At 56.1% G+C, this 15,037-nt stretch carries 16 protein-coding genes; 6 read left to right on the top strand and 10 right to left on the bottom strand.

The window, feature by feature from the left end; translation table 11 throughout:
• Positions 1-100: 100 nt before the first annotated feature.
• The gene (locus tag Q3V30_RS14880) at positions 101-445 is read right to left on the bottom strand and encodes a YbgS-like family protein (RefSeq protein WP_306206891.1); all 345 of its coding nucleotides are present in this window, start codon (positions 443-445) and stop codon (positions 101-103) included.
• A gap of 292 nt (positions 446-737) precedes the next feature.
• Here Q3V30_RS14880 and aroG point away from each other — a divergent pair, with 292 nt between their 5' ends.
• Positions 738-1,790: a 3-deoxy-7-phosphoheptulonate synthase AroG gene (gene aroG / locus Q3V30_RS14875; RefSeq protein ID WP_306206889.1), complete on the top strand. Its 1,053-nt coding sequence runs from the start codon at positions 738-740 to the stop codon at positions 1,788-1,790.
• Between the two features lie 76 nt (positions 1,791-1,866).
• Here the strand turns inward: aroG and gpmA are convergent, their stop codons facing one another.
• From gpmA to modE, 6 genes are all read right to left on the bottom strand, one after another.
• Entirely contained in the window at positions 1,867-2,619 is a 753-nt protein-coding gene (gene gpmA, locus Q3V30_RS14870) for a 2,3-diphosphoglycerate-dependent phosphoglycerate mutase (RefSeq protein ID WP_306206886.1), read from the bottom strand.
• Positions 2,620-2,776: 157 nt separating this feature from the next.
• Positions 2,777-3,814, bottom strand: coding sequence for a galactose-1-epimerase (gene galM / locus Q3V30_RS14865; protein ID WP_306206884.1), 1,038 nt, complete (start codon positions 3,812-3,814; stop codon positions 2,777-2,779).
• Entirely contained in the window at positions 3,808-4,956 is a 1,149-nt protein-coding gene (gene galK, locus Q3V30_RS14860) for a galactokinase (protein ID WP_306206882.1), read from the bottom strand. Before galK ends, galM begins: the two co-directional genes overlap by 7 nt.
• 2 nt (positions 4,957-4,958) lie before the next feature.
• Positions 4,959-6,005, bottom strand: a complete 1,047-nt coding sequence (gene galT, locus Q3V30_RS14855; protein WP_306206880.1) for a galactose-1-phosphate uridylyltransferase — start codon at positions 6,003-6,005, stop codon at positions 4,959-4,961.
• Between the two features lie 318 nt (positions 6,006-6,323).
• The gene (gene modF / locus Q3V30_RS14850) at positions 6,324-7,805 is read right to left on the bottom strand and encodes a molybdate ABC transporter ATP-binding protein ModF (RefSeq protein WP_306206879.1); all 1,482 of its coding nucleotides are present in this window, start codon (positions 7,803-7,805) and stop codon (positions 6,324-6,326) included.
• A 75-nt stretch (positions 7,806-7,880) separates the two neighbouring features.
• Positions 7,881-8,660, bottom strand: a complete 780-nt coding sequence (gene modE / locus Q3V30_RS14845) for a molybdenum-dependent transcriptional regulator (protein ID WP_306206877.1) — start codon at positions 8,658-8,660, stop codon at positions 7,881-7,883.
• Positions 8,661-8,814: 154 nt separating this feature from the next.
• Between modE and Q3V30_RS14840 the strand changes: the two genes are divergently transcribed.
• The 4 genes from Q3V30_RS14840 to modC all read left to right on the top strand — a co-directional run bounded on the left by Q3V30_RS14840 (position 8,815) and on the right by modC (position 11,651).
• Positions 8,815-8,970 (top strand): AcrZ family multidrug efflux pump-associated protein, encoded by a 156-nt coding sequence (locus tag Q3V30_RS14840; RefSeq protein WP_306206875.1) that lies wholly within the window; start codon positions 8,815-8,817, stop codon positions 8,968-8,970.
• Positions 8,971-9,115: 145 nt separating this feature from the next.
• Positions 9,116-9,886: a molybdate ABC transporter substrate-binding protein gene (gene modA, locus Q3V30_RS14835; protein WP_306206873.1), complete on the top strand. Its 771-nt coding sequence runs from the start codon at positions 9,116-9,118 to the stop codon at positions 9,884-9,886.
• On the top strand, positions 9,883-10,572 hold the full coding sequence (modB, locus tag Q3V30_RS14830; protein WP_306206871.1) for a molybdate ABC transporter permease subunit: 690 nt from the start codon (positions 9,883-9,885) through the stop codon (positions 10,570-10,572). The genes modA and modB overlap by 4 nt, the downstream gene beginning before the upstream one ends.
• Entirely contained in the window at positions 10,572-11,651 is a 1,080-nt protein-coding gene (gene modC, locus Q3V30_RS14825; RefSeq protein WP_306206870.1) for a molybdenum ABC transporter ATP-binding protein ModC, read from the top strand. The genes modB and modC overlap by 1 nt, the downstream gene beginning before the upstream one ends.
• Positions 11,652-11,759: 108 nt before the next feature.
• Here the strand turns inward: modC and Q3V30_RS14820 are convergent, their stop codons facing one another.
• Positions 11,760-12,578 (bottom strand): pyridoxal phosphatase, encoded by an 819-nt coding sequence (locus Q3V30_RS14820; protein ID WP_306206868.1) that lies wholly within the window; start codon positions 12,576-12,578, stop codon positions 11,760-11,762.
• A 150-nt stretch (positions 12,579-12,728) separates the two neighbouring features.
• Between Q3V30_RS14820 and pgl the strand changes: the two genes are divergently transcribed.
• Entirely contained in the window at positions 12,729-13,724 is a 996-nt protein-coding gene (gene pgl / locus Q3V30_RS14815) for a 6-phosphogluconolactonase (protein ID WP_306206866.1), read from the top strand.
• 141 nt (positions 13,725-13,865) lie between these two features.
• Here the strand turns inward: pgl and Q3V30_RS14810 are convergent, their stop codons facing one another.
• Complete coding sequence (locus Q3V30_RS14810) at positions 13,866-14,342, bottom strand: kinase inhibitor (protein ID WP_306206864.1); 477 nt, start codon at positions 14,340-14,342, stop codon at positions 13,866-13,868.
• Between the two features lie 14 nt (positions 14,343-14,356).
• Positions 14,357-15,037 carry a type 1 glutamine amidotransferase domain-containing protein gene (locus Q3V30_RS14805; RefSeq protein WP_306206862.1) on the bottom strand — a complete coding sequence of 227 codons (681 nt, stop codon included), beginning with the start codon at positions 15,035-15,037 and terminating at the stop codon, positions 14,357-14,359.

Here is a 15,037-nt window from a genome sequence, read left to right as displayed (position 1 = left end):
CGCGCAAAAACAGGGTGTTCAAGAATAGCGTAATGGCAGGGGGAAGCAACAGGCACAAAAAAGGAGAGCTGGCGCTCTCCTCTTGTTAACCAGACAGGTATTACTGAGTAGTACCATCGGTTTTGGTATCAGCACCTGGACCCACTTTTTTATTGATGTCCGGGCATTTACCATCTTTACACTGGGTATTCTGGTCAATCTCATTGGCCGTCATTTTTTTCTGATGCTTCATCTTCTGGTGGGTACCGGAAGTAGCATCGCCAGTGTTGTTGATTTTATCGTTATCGACTTTATTCGGGGCAAGGTTCTCTTTGGCGCTGCCTGCTACTGCACCGGCATCTTCTGCCTGGTTAGCGGTACCATTGTTGCTGCCGGCGGCCATTGCTGCGCCACTGCCCAAAGTCATTGCTGCTGTCAGGAATACGATTGCAAACTTATTCATCATTATGCTCCGTTAAATTTTGAATATGATCTAACCAAACCCCTGTGAAATGCGGTTTGAATAAAATATCAAAAAAGCTGAAATAACATCCGCACAGGCTCACCCTGTTGAAAGTCGGTGATCTTTATGCGTTTTTTTTAAATGTTCACGCTGTTAAGTGTAGTTCAGGATAGGAAAACAGCAAATCTGATTACCAATAAGTTAATCAAAGTCGATTTACAGCACGTGGTACACGCGATAAATTGGGCCTGATGCGCCCGATGTGCAGAACGGTTTTTATAATAGTGGAAAGATTATGAATTATCAGAATGATGACTTAAGAATCAAAGAGATAAAAGAACTGCTCCCCCCTGTTGCTCTGCTTGAAAAGTTTCCTGCCACGGAGATGGCGGCAAAGACCGTTTCCGATGCCCGTCAGGCCATTCATAATATTCTTAAAAAAACGGACGATCGTTTACTGGTGGTGATTGGCCCGTGCTCTATTCATGACACCGCAGCGGCAAAAGAATATGCCGCGCGCCTGCTTAAGCTGCGTGAAGAGTTAAGCGATTCGCTGGAAGTAGTGATGCGAGTCTATTTTGAAAAGCCGCGAACCACCGTCGGCTGGAAAGGGCTGATTAACGATCCGCATATGGACGGCAGCTATCAGATTAATGACGGCTTGCGCATCGCCCGTAAATTGCTGGTTGATATCAACGACACCGGCCTGCCTGCGGCGGGTGAGTTCCTGGATATGATCACCCCGCAGTATATGGCTGACCTGATGAGCTGGGGCGCAATTGGCGCACGGACCACCGAATCTCAGGTGCACCGCGAGCTCTCGTCCGGGCTTTCCTGTCCGGTTGGCTTCAAGAACGGTACCGATGGCACCATTAAAGTGGCTATCGATGCCATTAATGCCGCCAGCGCGCCACACTGTTTCCTCTCGGTCACCAAGTATGGTCATTCCGCTATCGTAGAGACCAGCGGTAACGGCGACTGCCATATTATCCTTCGTGGCGGTAAAGAGCCGAACTACAGCGCGCATCACGTCAATGCCGTAAAAGCGGGTCTTGAGAAGGCGGGTCTGGAGCCGCAGGTGATGATTGACTTCAGCCATGCCAACAGCAGCAAGCAGTTTCAGAAGCAGCTGGTGGTAGCAGATGATGTCGCGCAGCAGATTGCAGAGGGTGAAAAAGCGATTATCGGCGTGATGATTGAAAGCCATCTGGTGGAAGGGAATCAGAATCTGGAGAGCGGCGAGCCGCTGGTTTACGGTCAGAGCGTGACCGATGCCTGCATCGGCTGGAATGATACTGAAACCGTGCTTCGTCAGCTGGCAGAAGCAGTGAAAACCCGTCGCGGTTAGCAGAGTGGCCAAATAAAAAATCCGCCAACTGGCGGATTTTTTTTGCTCAGAAACTTCTCTTCAATGAAGGGGAGTATTACTTCGCTTTACCCTGGTTTGCCACGGCCGCTGCTTTCGCAGCGATTTCGTCAGCATCGCCCAGATAGTAGTGTTTGATTGGTTTGAAGTTTTCGTCGAACTCATAAACCAGCGGCACGCCGGTTGGGATATTCAGCTCAAGGATCTCTTCTTCACTCATGTTATCCAGATATTTCACCAGCGCGCGCAGGGAGTTACCGTGAGCTGCGATGATCACTTTCTCGCCGCTTTTCATGCGTGGCAGAATTGAGTCGTTCCAGTAAGGCAGCACGCGGTCAATCGTCAGCGCCAGGCTTTCGGTGGTAGGCAGCTGGTCTGGGGTCAGTTTGGCATAACGTGGGTCATGGCCGGGGAAGCGCTCATCGGCACGATCCAGCTCTGGCGGGGTAACCGCAAAACCGCGACGCCACTGCTTAACCTGCTCGTCACCATATTTGTTGGCGGTTTCCGCTTTATCCAGACCCTGCAGCGCACCGTAGTGACGCTCGTTCAGACGCCAGGATTTTTCAACCGGCAGCCAGACCTGATCCACTTCGTCCAGGATGTTCCACAGCGTATGAATGGCACGTTTCAGCACGGAGGTATAAGCGAAATCGAAGGTAAAGCCCTCTTTTTTCAGCAGCTGACCTGCGGCTTTTGCTTCGGTACGGCCTTTATCGGAGAGGTCCACATCGTACCAACCGGTAAAGCGGTTTTCATTATTCCACTGGCTTTCGCCGTGACGTACCAGAACCAGCTTAGTTACAGCCATAGCTTAACTCCTTAATAATCTGACGTTTCTATGATAATGGTAAACCGGAAATTGCTCGTCACACCCTGGCGGCAATTTTACAGGCCATTACCATAACGGAAATCTGCGCACCGCGTAAGCCTGTGACGACGCTGATGCGCGTTTTTCATGCGCTGTATCAAACCGCCGTCAGGCGGTAGCGCGTCACCGACTGATACGATTCACCCGGTTTCAGCCAGCAGTCAGGCTGCGGCCACTCCGGATGATTTGGCGAGTCAGGCAGAAACTCGCTCTCCAGTGCGATGCCCTGAAACGCAGTATAGACGCCCTGCTCACGAGCCGGAGTCCCTTGCAGATAATTGCCGGTGTAAAATTGCAGCGCGGGCGCCGAGGTAAATACGGTGAGCTGCAGCTGACCATCCTCAGACCAGAGTTCAGCCGCAGGCTGAGCCTCATCATGGCGGCTGAGTAAAAAAGCGTGGTCATAGCCCTTCACGGCACGCTGATCCTCATCCTGCAGGAACTCTGCTGCCACAGTTTTTGGCTGACGGAAATCAAAGCTGGTACCTGCCACCTCTTTGAGCGCAGCATTAGGGATCCCTTCGCTGTCGACGGGCAGATAGCGATCTGCATGCAGCTGAAGTTTATGACCGCGCGCATCGCCATGCTGCGCATCAAGGTTGAAGTAGGCATGATTGGTGAGATTAACCGGACAGGCCCGATCGCAAGTGGCGTGATACTGAATGGTGAGCGTGTTGTCATCTTCCAGACGATAGAGCAGGGTAACCAGCAGGTTGCCCGGATAGCCCTGATCGTCATCTGACGAGTCCAGCTGGTACTCCACCTCCTGTTCTGCCTGACGCACAATCTGCCAGCGACGGTTGTGGAATCCCTGCGGGCCGCCGTGCAGCTGATGCGGCCCTTGATTGGCGGCCAGCGTCCAGGTTTTGCCTTCCCGGCTGAAGGTGGCGTTAGCGATGCGGTTGGCATAGCGTCCTACGGTCGCCCCCAGGTAGGCCGTCTGCTTCAGGTAATCTGCGGGCGTGGCGCAGCCCAGAAGGGCTTCACGGACGTGTCCATCTTTCATCGGCACGCGCGCGGAGAGCCAGGTGGCGCCCCAGTCCATAAACGTTACCACCATGCCGCCCGCGTTGCGCAGCGTGGTGAGGTGCCACGGCTGGCCGTCAGGCGCATGGGAAGTTTGTTCTGTCAGCACAGGCCTGCTCCTTCTGATGCTTTGCAGACGTAAAACGTCTCTTTGATGCCCGATTTAGCTTCATACTGCTCAACCACGGCCGCTTTGACTTGCTCGACCAGATCCAGCGGCATCAGCGCCACCACGCAACCGCCGAAACCGCCACCGGTCATGCGCACGCCGCCGCGATCGCCCAGAGTCGCTTTGACGATATCAACCAGCGTATCCACAGGGGGAACGGTGATTTCAAAATCGTCACGCATTGAAGCGTGCGACTCCGCCATCAATACCGCCATTCTGGCCAGATCGCCTTTTGCCAGCACGTCGGCGGCTTCCAGCGTACGGGCATTCTCGGTGAGCACGTGGCGCACGCGTTTCGCCACCATCGGATCCAGGCTCGCTTCCTGAGCCTGGAACTGCTCAAGCTTCACGTCACGCAGAGAGGTCTGACCGAAGAACTTAGCGCCCGCTTCGCACTGTTCGCGACGGACGTTGTACTCGCTGCCGACCAGACTGCGGCGGAAGTTAGTATTGATGATCACCACCGCAATATCTTCCGGCATCGGCACGGGGCGCGTGCCCAGCGTGCGGCAGTCCAGCAGCATGGCGTGATCTTTTTTGCCCAGCGCGGAAATCAGCTGATCCATAATGCCGCAGTTACAGCCGACAAACTGGTTCTCCGCTTCCTGACCGTTGACCGCAATCTCCGCGCCCTCTAACGGCAGCTGATAGAGCTGCTGGAACACGGTACCTACCGCCACTTCCAGTGAAGCAGAGGAGCTGAGGCCGGCACCCTGCGGCACGTCTCCGGCGATAACCATATCTACGCCGCCAAAGTCCTGATTACGCTTCAGCAGGTGCTTAACCACGCCGCGCACATAATTGGCCCACATCTGATCCTTCAGCGGTTCAATCGGCTCATCAAGCGAGAAAATATCCTGCTGATTATCGTAATCTGCCGCGATAACGCGAACCTGACGGTCGTCACGTCTGGCACAGGCGATAACCGTCTGATAGTCGATAGCGCAGGGGAGAACAAACCCGTCATTGTAATCGGTATGTTCACCAATCAGATTGACGCGGCCTGGCGCCTGAATGGTGTGGTCGGCGGCGTAGCCAAAAGCGTCGCTGAAAATCTGGTGGGTCAGAGTCTGTAAGGTCATTGTTATGCTCCCGTCTCGCGGAAATGAATATCACTGACGGAACGCAGGCGTTCAGCTGCCTGTTCCGCGGTTAAGTCGCGCTGGGTTTCTGCCAGCATCTCATAGCCCACCATAAATTTTCGCACCGTGGCGGAACGCAACAGCGGCGGATAGAAGTGAGCGTGCAGTTGCCAGTGGTCGTTGGCTTCACCATTAAACGGCGCGCCATGCCAGCCCATGGAGTAGGGGAAGGAGCACTGGAACAGGTTGTCATAACGGCTGGTGAGTTTTTTCAGCGCCAGCGCCAGATCGACGCGTTGGGCATCACTCAAATCGACCAGACGTTTGATATGCGCCTTCGGCAGCAGCAGCGTTTCAAACGGCCAGGCCGCCCACCACGGCACCACGGCCAGCCAGTGTTCAGTTTCCACCACGGTACGGCTGCCATCTTTCAGCTCGCGGGCGGTGTAATCCACCAGCATCGGCGAGCCGTGCTGCGCAAAATAATCGCGCTGCAGATCGTCTTCGCGTTGGGCTTCGTTTGGCAGGAAGCTGTTGGCCCAGACCTGGCCATGCGGATGCGGGTTAGAGCAGCCCATCGCCGCGCCTTTGTTCTCGAAAACCTGCACCCAGGGATAGTGCTGACCCAAATCGGCGGTCTGTTCCTGCCAGGTGCGTACTACCTGCTCCAGATTGGAGAGCGTCAGCTCCGGCAGCGTTTTACTGTGATCGGGCGAGAAGCAGATAACCCGGCTGGTGCCGCGGGCGCTCTCGCAGCGCATCAGAATATCTTCACTTTCTGGCGCGTCTGGCGTGTCGGTCATCAGCGCGGCAAAGTCGTTGGTAAAAACGTAGGTATTGGTGTAATCGGGGTTCTTATCACCGGTCACGCGGGTGTTGCCAGGACAAAGGAAGCAGTCCGGGTCGTGAGCGGGCAGTTTTTCCTGGGAAGCGGTCTCCTGCGCGCCTTGCCACGGGCGTTTAGCGCGGTGAGGAGAGACCAGAATCCACTGATCGGACAGTGGGTTATAGCGGCGATGCGGGTGATCGACCGGATTAAATTTTTGCATGTTGAGTCCTGATAACCTTCTTTATGCGTCGATAGCCTTAAAGAAAAATAGCACAGCGCGGGAGAATAAAGCGTGATCAAGTCTGGATAAATGGAATCGTTTACACAAGCTGAATAATCCGAACTCTCAGTAAAGATGGCAAAAAAATCCATGCCTGAATAACGGGAACGATATTTTAGTGGTAGCGGTTACATGAAAAAAGTCCGGCCGGAGTGGGGGTGGCGCGGTTTATCGGCAGCCAGGGGTAACAGGCAGGAGAAAAGAATTTTCAGAAAAGGGCGAAATGGCGGCCAGCGCTGTTTTCTGGCCGCCCGGTTATCAGCGCGCTTCCTGAGTCAGCGCCTCACTCTGGTAGCGATAGCTCTCGCCGTCAGAGAGAAAGGTCAGGCGATGCGTGATGCAGTGCGGCGCATCTTCTGCATGATGCGAAACAAACAGCAGTTGCGTTTCGCCTTCCGCAATCAGCACATCGATAAAGCGGCGCACCAGCTGGCGGTTGATCGGATCCAGCCCCTGTAACGGCTCGTCAAGGATCAGCAGCGCCGGATGTTTTACCAGCGCGCGGGCAATCAGCACCAGCCGCTGCTGGCCCCAGGAGAGACCATGAAACGGCGCTTCCGCCAGCTTTTCCATGCCCAACAGCTGCAGCCACTGCCGGGCCAGCGACTGCTGCCGATCCGATACCGCCTGATAGATGCCGATTGAGTCGAAGTAGCCGGAGAGGATCACGTTGCGCACGCTGCTGCTGACGCGGTAATCCAGATGCAGGCTGCTGCTGACATAGCCAATATGCTGTTTGATATCCCAGATAGTTTCACCGCTGCCGCGTCGGCGGCCAAACAGCGTTAAATCGTTGCTGTAGCCCTGCGGATGATCGCCGGTCACCAGACTCAGCAGCGTGGATTTACCGGCGCCGTTTGGCCCGATAATCTGCCAGTGCTGGCCCGGCTTCACTTCCCAGCTGAGGTGATTGAGAATGGGTTTCTCATTGTAGGAGACCACGCCGTCGCGCAGCACGATAAGCGAGGCATCTGCGGCCAGCTGCGGCTTGAGCGAGGCATCGTCAGGCTCGGGAAGCGTCATGCCGGTAAGCTGTTCGCTGTGGGCCAGTTGCGCTACCAGCGCCTCTGCAAGGATCGCTTTGCGCGGCCCAACATGCGTCAGCGTGCATTCAGCCAGTACGCCAACGTTGTCGATAAAGTCAGGGATATCATCAAAGCGGTTCAGCACCAGCACCAGGGTGCAGTTCTGCTGGTGAAGCTCCGCCAGCACCTGGGCAAGGTTCGCGCGTGAGGCGACGTCCAGTCCATCAAAGGGTTCATCCAGCACCAGCAAATCGGGCTGTGCCATCAGCGTCTGGCACAGCAGTGTTTTACGGGTTTCGCCGGTAGAGAGATATTTAAAACGGCGATCCAGCAGGCGGGTGATGCCAAACAGCGCCGCCAGCTGCTGGCAACGTTCAGGATCGACCGTTTCTTCCTGAATGATGTCGGCAGTGGTGCGGCCTGTATCCTCTTCGCCGGGGCTGAGCAGGTCGGTATTATTTCGTTCCCACTCCTGCGCCACCAGCTTTTGCAGCTGTTCCAGCGAAAGACGCACCGGACGAACGAAGCTGCTGCTCAGCTCGCCTTTAGCCTTTTTCAGTTCGCCCGCCAGCACGCGAGCCAGAGAGGATTTACCGCTGCCGTTGGCACCGACAAAAGCCCAGCTTTCGCCAGCCTGCAGAGTCAGGTCATCAAGGGTAAGGGTTCGGGTATCGCTAAGGTGAAACGTGCCTTGCGAAATATGCAACGTTGCCATTTTTCATTCCATTTTTTGCACTGTACCGAAACTATTAAACCCTGACGTGCTGGTTGTCAAATCAGGCGGTGAGATTCAGAGCAGCGTGGCGATAATGACTTTATCGGCGTTGAAATGTGCTGTCACCGCCATGCCCTGCTCGAGCTGTTGTTCACTGACCCGTTCATTGGGCAGGGTGGCGCACAGCGTTTCTCCGCCGGGCAGGGCGACCAGTACCTCACTCTGCGTCTCGCCTTTTTCGATCTGGCTGACAGTACCGCCAAGCTGATTCTCCGCCTCTGAAGGGTGGGGAGTGACATCAATCCACGGCGCTTTGATCAGCACCAGCACCTCTTTGCCGCTGGTCAGCGCCAGCCGGTTAGCGCTGGTTTCGGTCACCGCGGCCTTAATCCTGGTGCTGCCGTCGGCCAGCAAAACCTCAACGTGCTGCACTACAGCCTGCGTGTCGCGTTCGCTAACGGTGCCAAAGAGCTGATTACGCGCGCTGGTTTGCAGCGAGAAGCGGGCAATTGCCCCGAGCAAGCTGCCCAGCGGGACCTCATCCTGGAGCACATCAAACGCTTTCTGCTGAATCTGTTCCAGCAGCGCAAACAGCTGGATCAGACGCTCGCCATAGGGGGTGACCTGCGCACCGCCGCCGCCTTTGCCGCCGGTGGCCCGTTCCACCAGGGTGCGGTCCGCCAGGGTGTTCATTTCGTTAATCGCATCCCAGGCGCTTTTATAGCTGATACCGGCCAGTTTGGCGCCCTGGCTGATTGAGCCAGTCTGCTGCACCTGCTTAAGCAGTTCGATACGTCTTGGGTCTGCAAACAGCCGCTGTTGTAGTTTCAGGATCAGGGAAAGTTCAGCCTGCATAGTCGCGCTCGCTCCGGCAAGAATAGGAATAGGGGGAAGTGTACACCTTTGTGCCTGCCGGGCGTAAAAACAGGTAAAACGCACAAAAAGGGCAGTGCACTTTTTTCCGCTGTAGATACAATGGTTTTTTTCCAGCTCATCAATGGAGGCTCCTATGATGGAATTACTTATTGGTCTGGGTGAAGCTATCCTGATGGTTCCTGTGGTGATGGCGATTATCCTTGGCCTGATTTACGGTCTGGGTGAAGTGTTCAACGTGATTTCCAAAATTGGTCATTCGAAAGAGCAACCAGCAAAAACCCGTCAGTAATCTCTTCTGCTACGCCCGGCGCCTGCCGGGCGTACGTTTTTTTCTTCCCCGCTTAACTTTTTCCCGCTTTGTGCCGATAAACTTCATGACAGGGTAACTAAAATCGTTATATTACAACCTACATAACGAACCTCTGGAGAAGACCATGTCTGTACCATTACGTCATATATTTGTGGCCGCTACGCTTTCATGCCTGGCGGGGCAGGCGACCGCCGCAGAGAAGATTACCGTGTTTGCTGCCGCCTCCCTGACTAATGCCCTGCAGGAGATCGCCGACCAGTATCAGCAGGGCAAAGAGGTGAAGATTGTCTCTTCCTTCGCCTCCTCTTCCACATTAGCTCGTCAGCTAGAGCAGGGCGCGCCCGCAGATCTGTTTATCTCTGCGGATCAGCAGTGGATGGATTACGCCGCACAGAAGAAAACTATCGATGAAGCCAGCCGTTTTACCCTGTTGGGCAACGAGCTGGTGCTGGTGGCGCCAACAGAAAGCAAGCCGCAGCAGGTGACCCTCTCTGAAAATACCGACTGGAAAAGCCTGCTGAAAGGGCAGCGTTTGTCGGTGGGCGATCCCGACCACGTTCCGGCCGGTATCTACGCCAAAGAGGCGTTACAGAAGCTGGGTGCCTGGGATACCCTCTCTTCGCAGCTTGCGCCGGGAAACAGCGTGCGCGTTGCCCTGGCGCTGGTAGAGCGTAACGAAGCGCCTTATGGCATCGTTTACGGCTCTGATGCCATTGCCAGTAAAAAAGTCACGGTAGTGGGTACCTTCCCGGAGAAGAGCCACAAGCCGGTTGAATACCCGATGGCGATGGTGAAAGATCATAATTCTGCCACCGTCACCGCCTTCTATAACTACCTGAAAGGGCCGGAAGCTGCGGCCGTGTTCAAACGATATGGATTTACGCCTGAATCATGATCCTCAGTGACCCCGAATGGCAGGCCGTAGCACTCAGCCTGAAAGTCGCCTCGGTGGCGGTTCTCTTTAGTCTGCCCTTCGGGATCCTGATGGCCTGGGTATTAGTGCGCTGCCGTTTTCCCGGCAAAACCGTGCTGGACAGTGTGATCCATCTGCCGCTGGTGCTGCCGCCAGTGGTGGTGGGCTACCTGTTGCTGACCAGTTTTGGCCGTCGCGGTTTTATTGGTGAATACCTTTACGACTGGTTCGGTTTTACCTTCGCTTTTAGCTGGCGCGGCGCGGCGCTCGCTTCAGCAGTTATCGCCTTCCCACTGATGGTCAGAGCGATACGGCTGGCGCTGGAAGGCGTCGACAGCAAACTGGAGCTGGCTGCCCGCACGCTGGGCGCGGGTCGCTGGCGAGTCTTCTTCACCATCACGCTGCCGCTGACGCTGCCCGGCATCATTGCCGGAACCGTGCTCGCCTTCGCCCGCTCGCTGGGGGAGTTTGGCGCAACCATCACCTTTGTTTCCAATATACCGGGTGAAACCCGAACGCTGCCCTCTGCGATGTACACCCTGATTGAAACGCCCGGCGCGGAAGGCGCAGCGGCACGCCTCTGTGTGATAGCCATTGTGCTGGCGCTCTGTTCACTGCTGATCTCTGAATGGCTGGCCCGCTGGGGCCGGAAACGGCTGGGGTTATAATGCTGGAACTTAATTTTACGCAGCAGCTTGGCGACCACAAGCTGACTCTGAATGCACAGCTTCCCGCCAGAGGTATCACCGCGATTTTTGGCGTTTCCGGCGCGGGTAAGAGCTCGCTGATTAATGCTATTGGCGGACTGACAACACCGCAGCAGGGGAGTATTAAGCTTAATGGCCGGGTGCTGAGCGATGCGGAAAACGCCGTCTACCTTCCGCCGGAAAAGCGCCGGGTCGGCTATGTATTTCAGGATGCGCGACTGTTTCCCCATTATCGCGTCCGCGGTAATCTTGAATATGGCATGGCAAAAAGCATGCGTGCCGAATTTGAGACGCTGGTGAAATTGCTGGGCATCGAAGCGCTGCTGACGCGTTTTCCCGCCTCGTTATCCGGCGGTGAAAAGCAGCGGGTGGCGATTGGGCGCGCCTTGCTGACGGCGCCGGAAATCCTGCTGATGGACGAGCCGCTGGCCTCGCTGGATCTGCCCCGCAAGCGTGAGCTGCTGCCTTACCTGCAGAAGCTGGCAAAAACGGTGGATGTGCCCATTCTCTATGTCAGCCACAGCCTGGAGGAGATCCTTCAGCTGGCGGACAACGTGCTGGTGCTGGACAACGGCAGCGTGAAAGCGTTGGGCACAGTTGAAAAAGTGTGGGCCAGCAGCGCAATGCGGCCCTGGCTGCCGCGAGCGGATCAGAGCAGCGTGATGCGGGTTCAGGTGCTTGAGCACCATCCGCACTATGCGATGACCGCGCTTTCGCTGGGCGATCAGCATATCTGGGTCAGCCGGGTGGATGCTCCGCCCAAAACGCCGCTGCGCCTGCGCATTCAGTCCGCTGACGTGTCGCTGGTGCTTCAGCCGCCGGTCAACAGCAGCATTCGCAACGTGGTGCCAGCCCAAGTAGCGGAACTGCTGGAGATAGAGGATCAGATAGAGGTGAAGCTGATGGTAGGGCAGAGCGAGCTGTGGGCGCGGATCACCCCCTGGGCTCGCGATGAGCTGATGATTAAACCGGGCATGTGGCTCTATGCCCAGATCAAAAGCGTATCAATTATCGCCTCATCTTATAACGCCATAAGGTAGAGGCTTTGCAGCGGCTGCAGGGAAGCGGCTACAGGAACACTTTTCGCAGCGGCTACCCTTACGCTGCTTTGCAGCCGCTAAGCGAGTGACAACTTTCACTGCTTTAGTTTACAGCACTTCCCGGTAGATAGTTTCCGCAATACCTGGCTCAAGATTGGTGCCGATCACGCGGCCTGCGCGGGCTTTGATCGCCTCATCGGCATTGCCCATCGCCACGCCAAGACCTACCGTTTCCAGCATGCTGAGGTCGTTGTAGTTATCGCCAAAGGCCAGCACGTCGCTCATCTGATACCCTTCCGAGGCTACCCACTGCGCAAGGCGTTTGCCCTTGCTGTTGCCTGCTTTGGCAATATCGACCTGATCGTGCCAGGACCATTCGCACGCCAGCCCCATCTCCTGCTCAACGCGATCGGCAAACTGCTGTAACGCACGGGTGTCAGGATGGGAGAGCGCAAACTTCCAGATCGACTCCGCGTCACGGGCGGCCTGTGCCAGACTGTCGACTTTAGTGAATACCGGACGCTGATGCTCAGGCAGGGAGAGGCCCCAGTTGATGGTGCGCGTGACATGGCCCGTTTCGGTCTGGTAGAGCATGGCGTTATCAACATAGAGCAGACCGTGGATCGCCGCTTCATCCAGCATCTCAATCACCCGCAGCGCCTGATCTTTCGGCAGCGGATCGGACTGCAGGACCTTTTTTGCTTGATAATCATACAAGTAGGTGCCGTTACAGCAGATTGCAGGTGTATCTAACGCCAGCGCCTGATAAAAAGGATGGATAGCAACATGATGACGACCGGTGACGATAGCCACCTTCACGCCCGCCTGCTGAGCCTTTTTCAGGGCTTCCAGCGACTCAGGAAGAATGGTTTTTTGCGGCGTTAACAGGGTGCCGTCCAGGTCCAAAGCGATGATGCGATAACTCATAAACAGTTCCGGAAGTGGCTAAACAAGAGCCAGTGAGTGTACACCCTGTGACGAGGTTAACAAAACCAGACGCCACAAAACTCCCCCCGCGGGAGGGAAAAACACGCTACGCTTTGCCACAGGCCAGCTTACCCAGTAAAAGGAGAATTCATGAAACAAGTCGTTTATACCGCCAGCCCGGAGAGCCAGCAGATCCACGCCTGGCAGTTAGCCGATGACGGCACCCTGACCCTGCTGCAGGTAGTGGACGCGCCGGGCCAGGTGCAGCCGATGGTTGTCAGCCCGGACAAAGGTTTTCTCTATGTGGGCGTGCGCCCGGACTTCCGCGTAGTCGCTTATCAGATTGATAGTGAGGGTAAGCTCACCGAGGCCGGCCAGGCTTCGCTGCCGGGCAGCCCGACGCACATCTCTACCGATCGCCAGGGTCGCTTTATCTTTGTCGGCTCCTATAACGATGCCTGCGTCAGCGTCACCCCCATTGGTGCCGACGGTCTGCCGGGCGAGCCGCTGCAGGTCATTGACGGTATGGATGGCTGCCACTCCGCCAATATCGACCTCAGCAATCAGACGCTGTTTGTTCCGGCCCTGAAGCAGGACCGCATCTGCCTGTTTGATCTGCAGGAAAACGGCCAGCTGCTGCCGCACAAACAGGCGCAGGTCACCACCGTTGAAGGCGCAGGCCCGCGTCATATGGTGTTCCACCCCAATCAGCAATATGCCTATTGCATCAATGAGCTGGACAGCACCGTGGACGTGTGGAAGTTGAATAACGCCCATGGCGAAGTGGAGCGGGTTCAGAGCCTGGACATGATGCCGTCTGGCTTCAGTGAAACGCGCTGGGCGGCGGATATCCATCTGACGCCAGATGGTCGCTTCCTTTACAGCTGCGACCGCACCGCCAGCATTCTCACCGTGTTCAGCGTGAGCGAGGATGGCGCCGTGCTGGCTGTTGAAGGGCATCAGCCTACCGAAACGCAGCCGCGCGGATTCAATATCGATAATACTGGCCGCTATGTGGTCGCGGCGGGGCAGAAATCGCATCACATTGAAGTGTACAAAATTGGTGAAGATCGCGGATTACTGCAGCCGCTGGCGCGTTACGCCGTAGGGCAGGGGCCTATGTGGGTGGTTATCACTCAGCTGTAACTCACTGGCCACAGAAAAGGGGCGAAAATTCGCCCCTTAATTAATTCAGCATTCCGGTAAAAGCCCGCCAGTCAGCTTAACGTCACAACAGCTGGCAATGCCTTTCTCAGCTCCGCTCCGTTATGCCCCTCAGCGTTTAAGTTAGCTATAGATCGCCGTGATTGAGGCACTACCTAACTGATGGAAATGCACGTTAAAGCCAAGATAAGCGCCGCTGGCACTCTCATCCACTTCCAGGGCGTCCACGTCAATGGCATACACGGTAAAAATATAACGGTGGCTTTCGCCTTTCGGAGGCGCTGCGCCGCCGTAGCCGCTGTTGCCAAAGTCCGTACGTGTTTGTACCGCGCCGGCAGGCAAATCAGCTACGCCGGAGCCTGCACCCTGCGGAAGTACGCGGGTATCAGCAGACAAATTAGCCACGCCCCAGTGCCACCAGCCCGAGCCGGTCGGCGCATCGGGATCGTAGCAGGTCACCACAAAGCTTTTGGTGCCCGCAGGGACATCATCCCACGCCAGATGCGGGGAGAGGTTATCACCCTGGTAACCCATGCCGTTGAATACATGGCGCTCCGGGAGCTTATCGCCATCGTTAAAATCCTGGCTAAACAGTTTCATTCCACCTCCTGGTGTTATCGGTGCAGCAATTTCAGCAGCTCTTCGGCTGCGGCGGCTGAGGATGCGGGATTCTGCCCGGTGACCAGATGACCATCCGTCAGCGTATAAACGCCCCAGTCACTGGTTTTTTCATAGTTGGCACCCAGCGATCTGAGGACATCTTCAACCAGAAAAGGTACCACATTCGTCAGGCCCACGGCTTCCTCTTCCGTGTTGCTGAAGCCGGTTACGCGCTTGCCCGCCACCAATGGCGTCCCGTCCGGCTTTTTCACATGCCGGAGCACGCCCGGCGCATGGCAAACGGCCCCAACCGGCTTGCCGTTGGCGTAGAAGTTTTCAATCAGATCGATGCTGACGCGCTCTTCGGCCAGATCCCACAGCGGACCGTGTCCGCCGGCATAAAACACCGCATCGAAGTGAGTACTGTCGATATTCTCCAGCTGCTGCGTATTGGCTAACGCCTGCTGAGCCGCAATATCCTGGCGGAAACGCTCTGTGTCAGAAGTTTGCGCGTCCGGCTCGTCGCTTTTCGGATCCAACGGCGGCTGGCCGCCGGCAGGAGAAGCGAGCACCACATTGATGCCCGCATCGCGGAACACATAGTAAGGGGCGGCAAACTCTTCCAGCCAGAACCCCGTTTTCTTACCGGTCTCGCCCAGACGATCGTGCGAGGTTAATACCATTAACAGTTTCAT

This window comes from Erwinia pyri (assembly GCF_030758455.1).
Taxonomy (GTDB): domain Bacteria; phylum Pseudomonadota; class Gammaproteobacteria; order Enterobacterales; family Enterobacteriaceae; genus Erwinia; species Erwinia pyri.
This window is presented reverse-complemented; position numbering and strand designations above follow the sequence as displayed.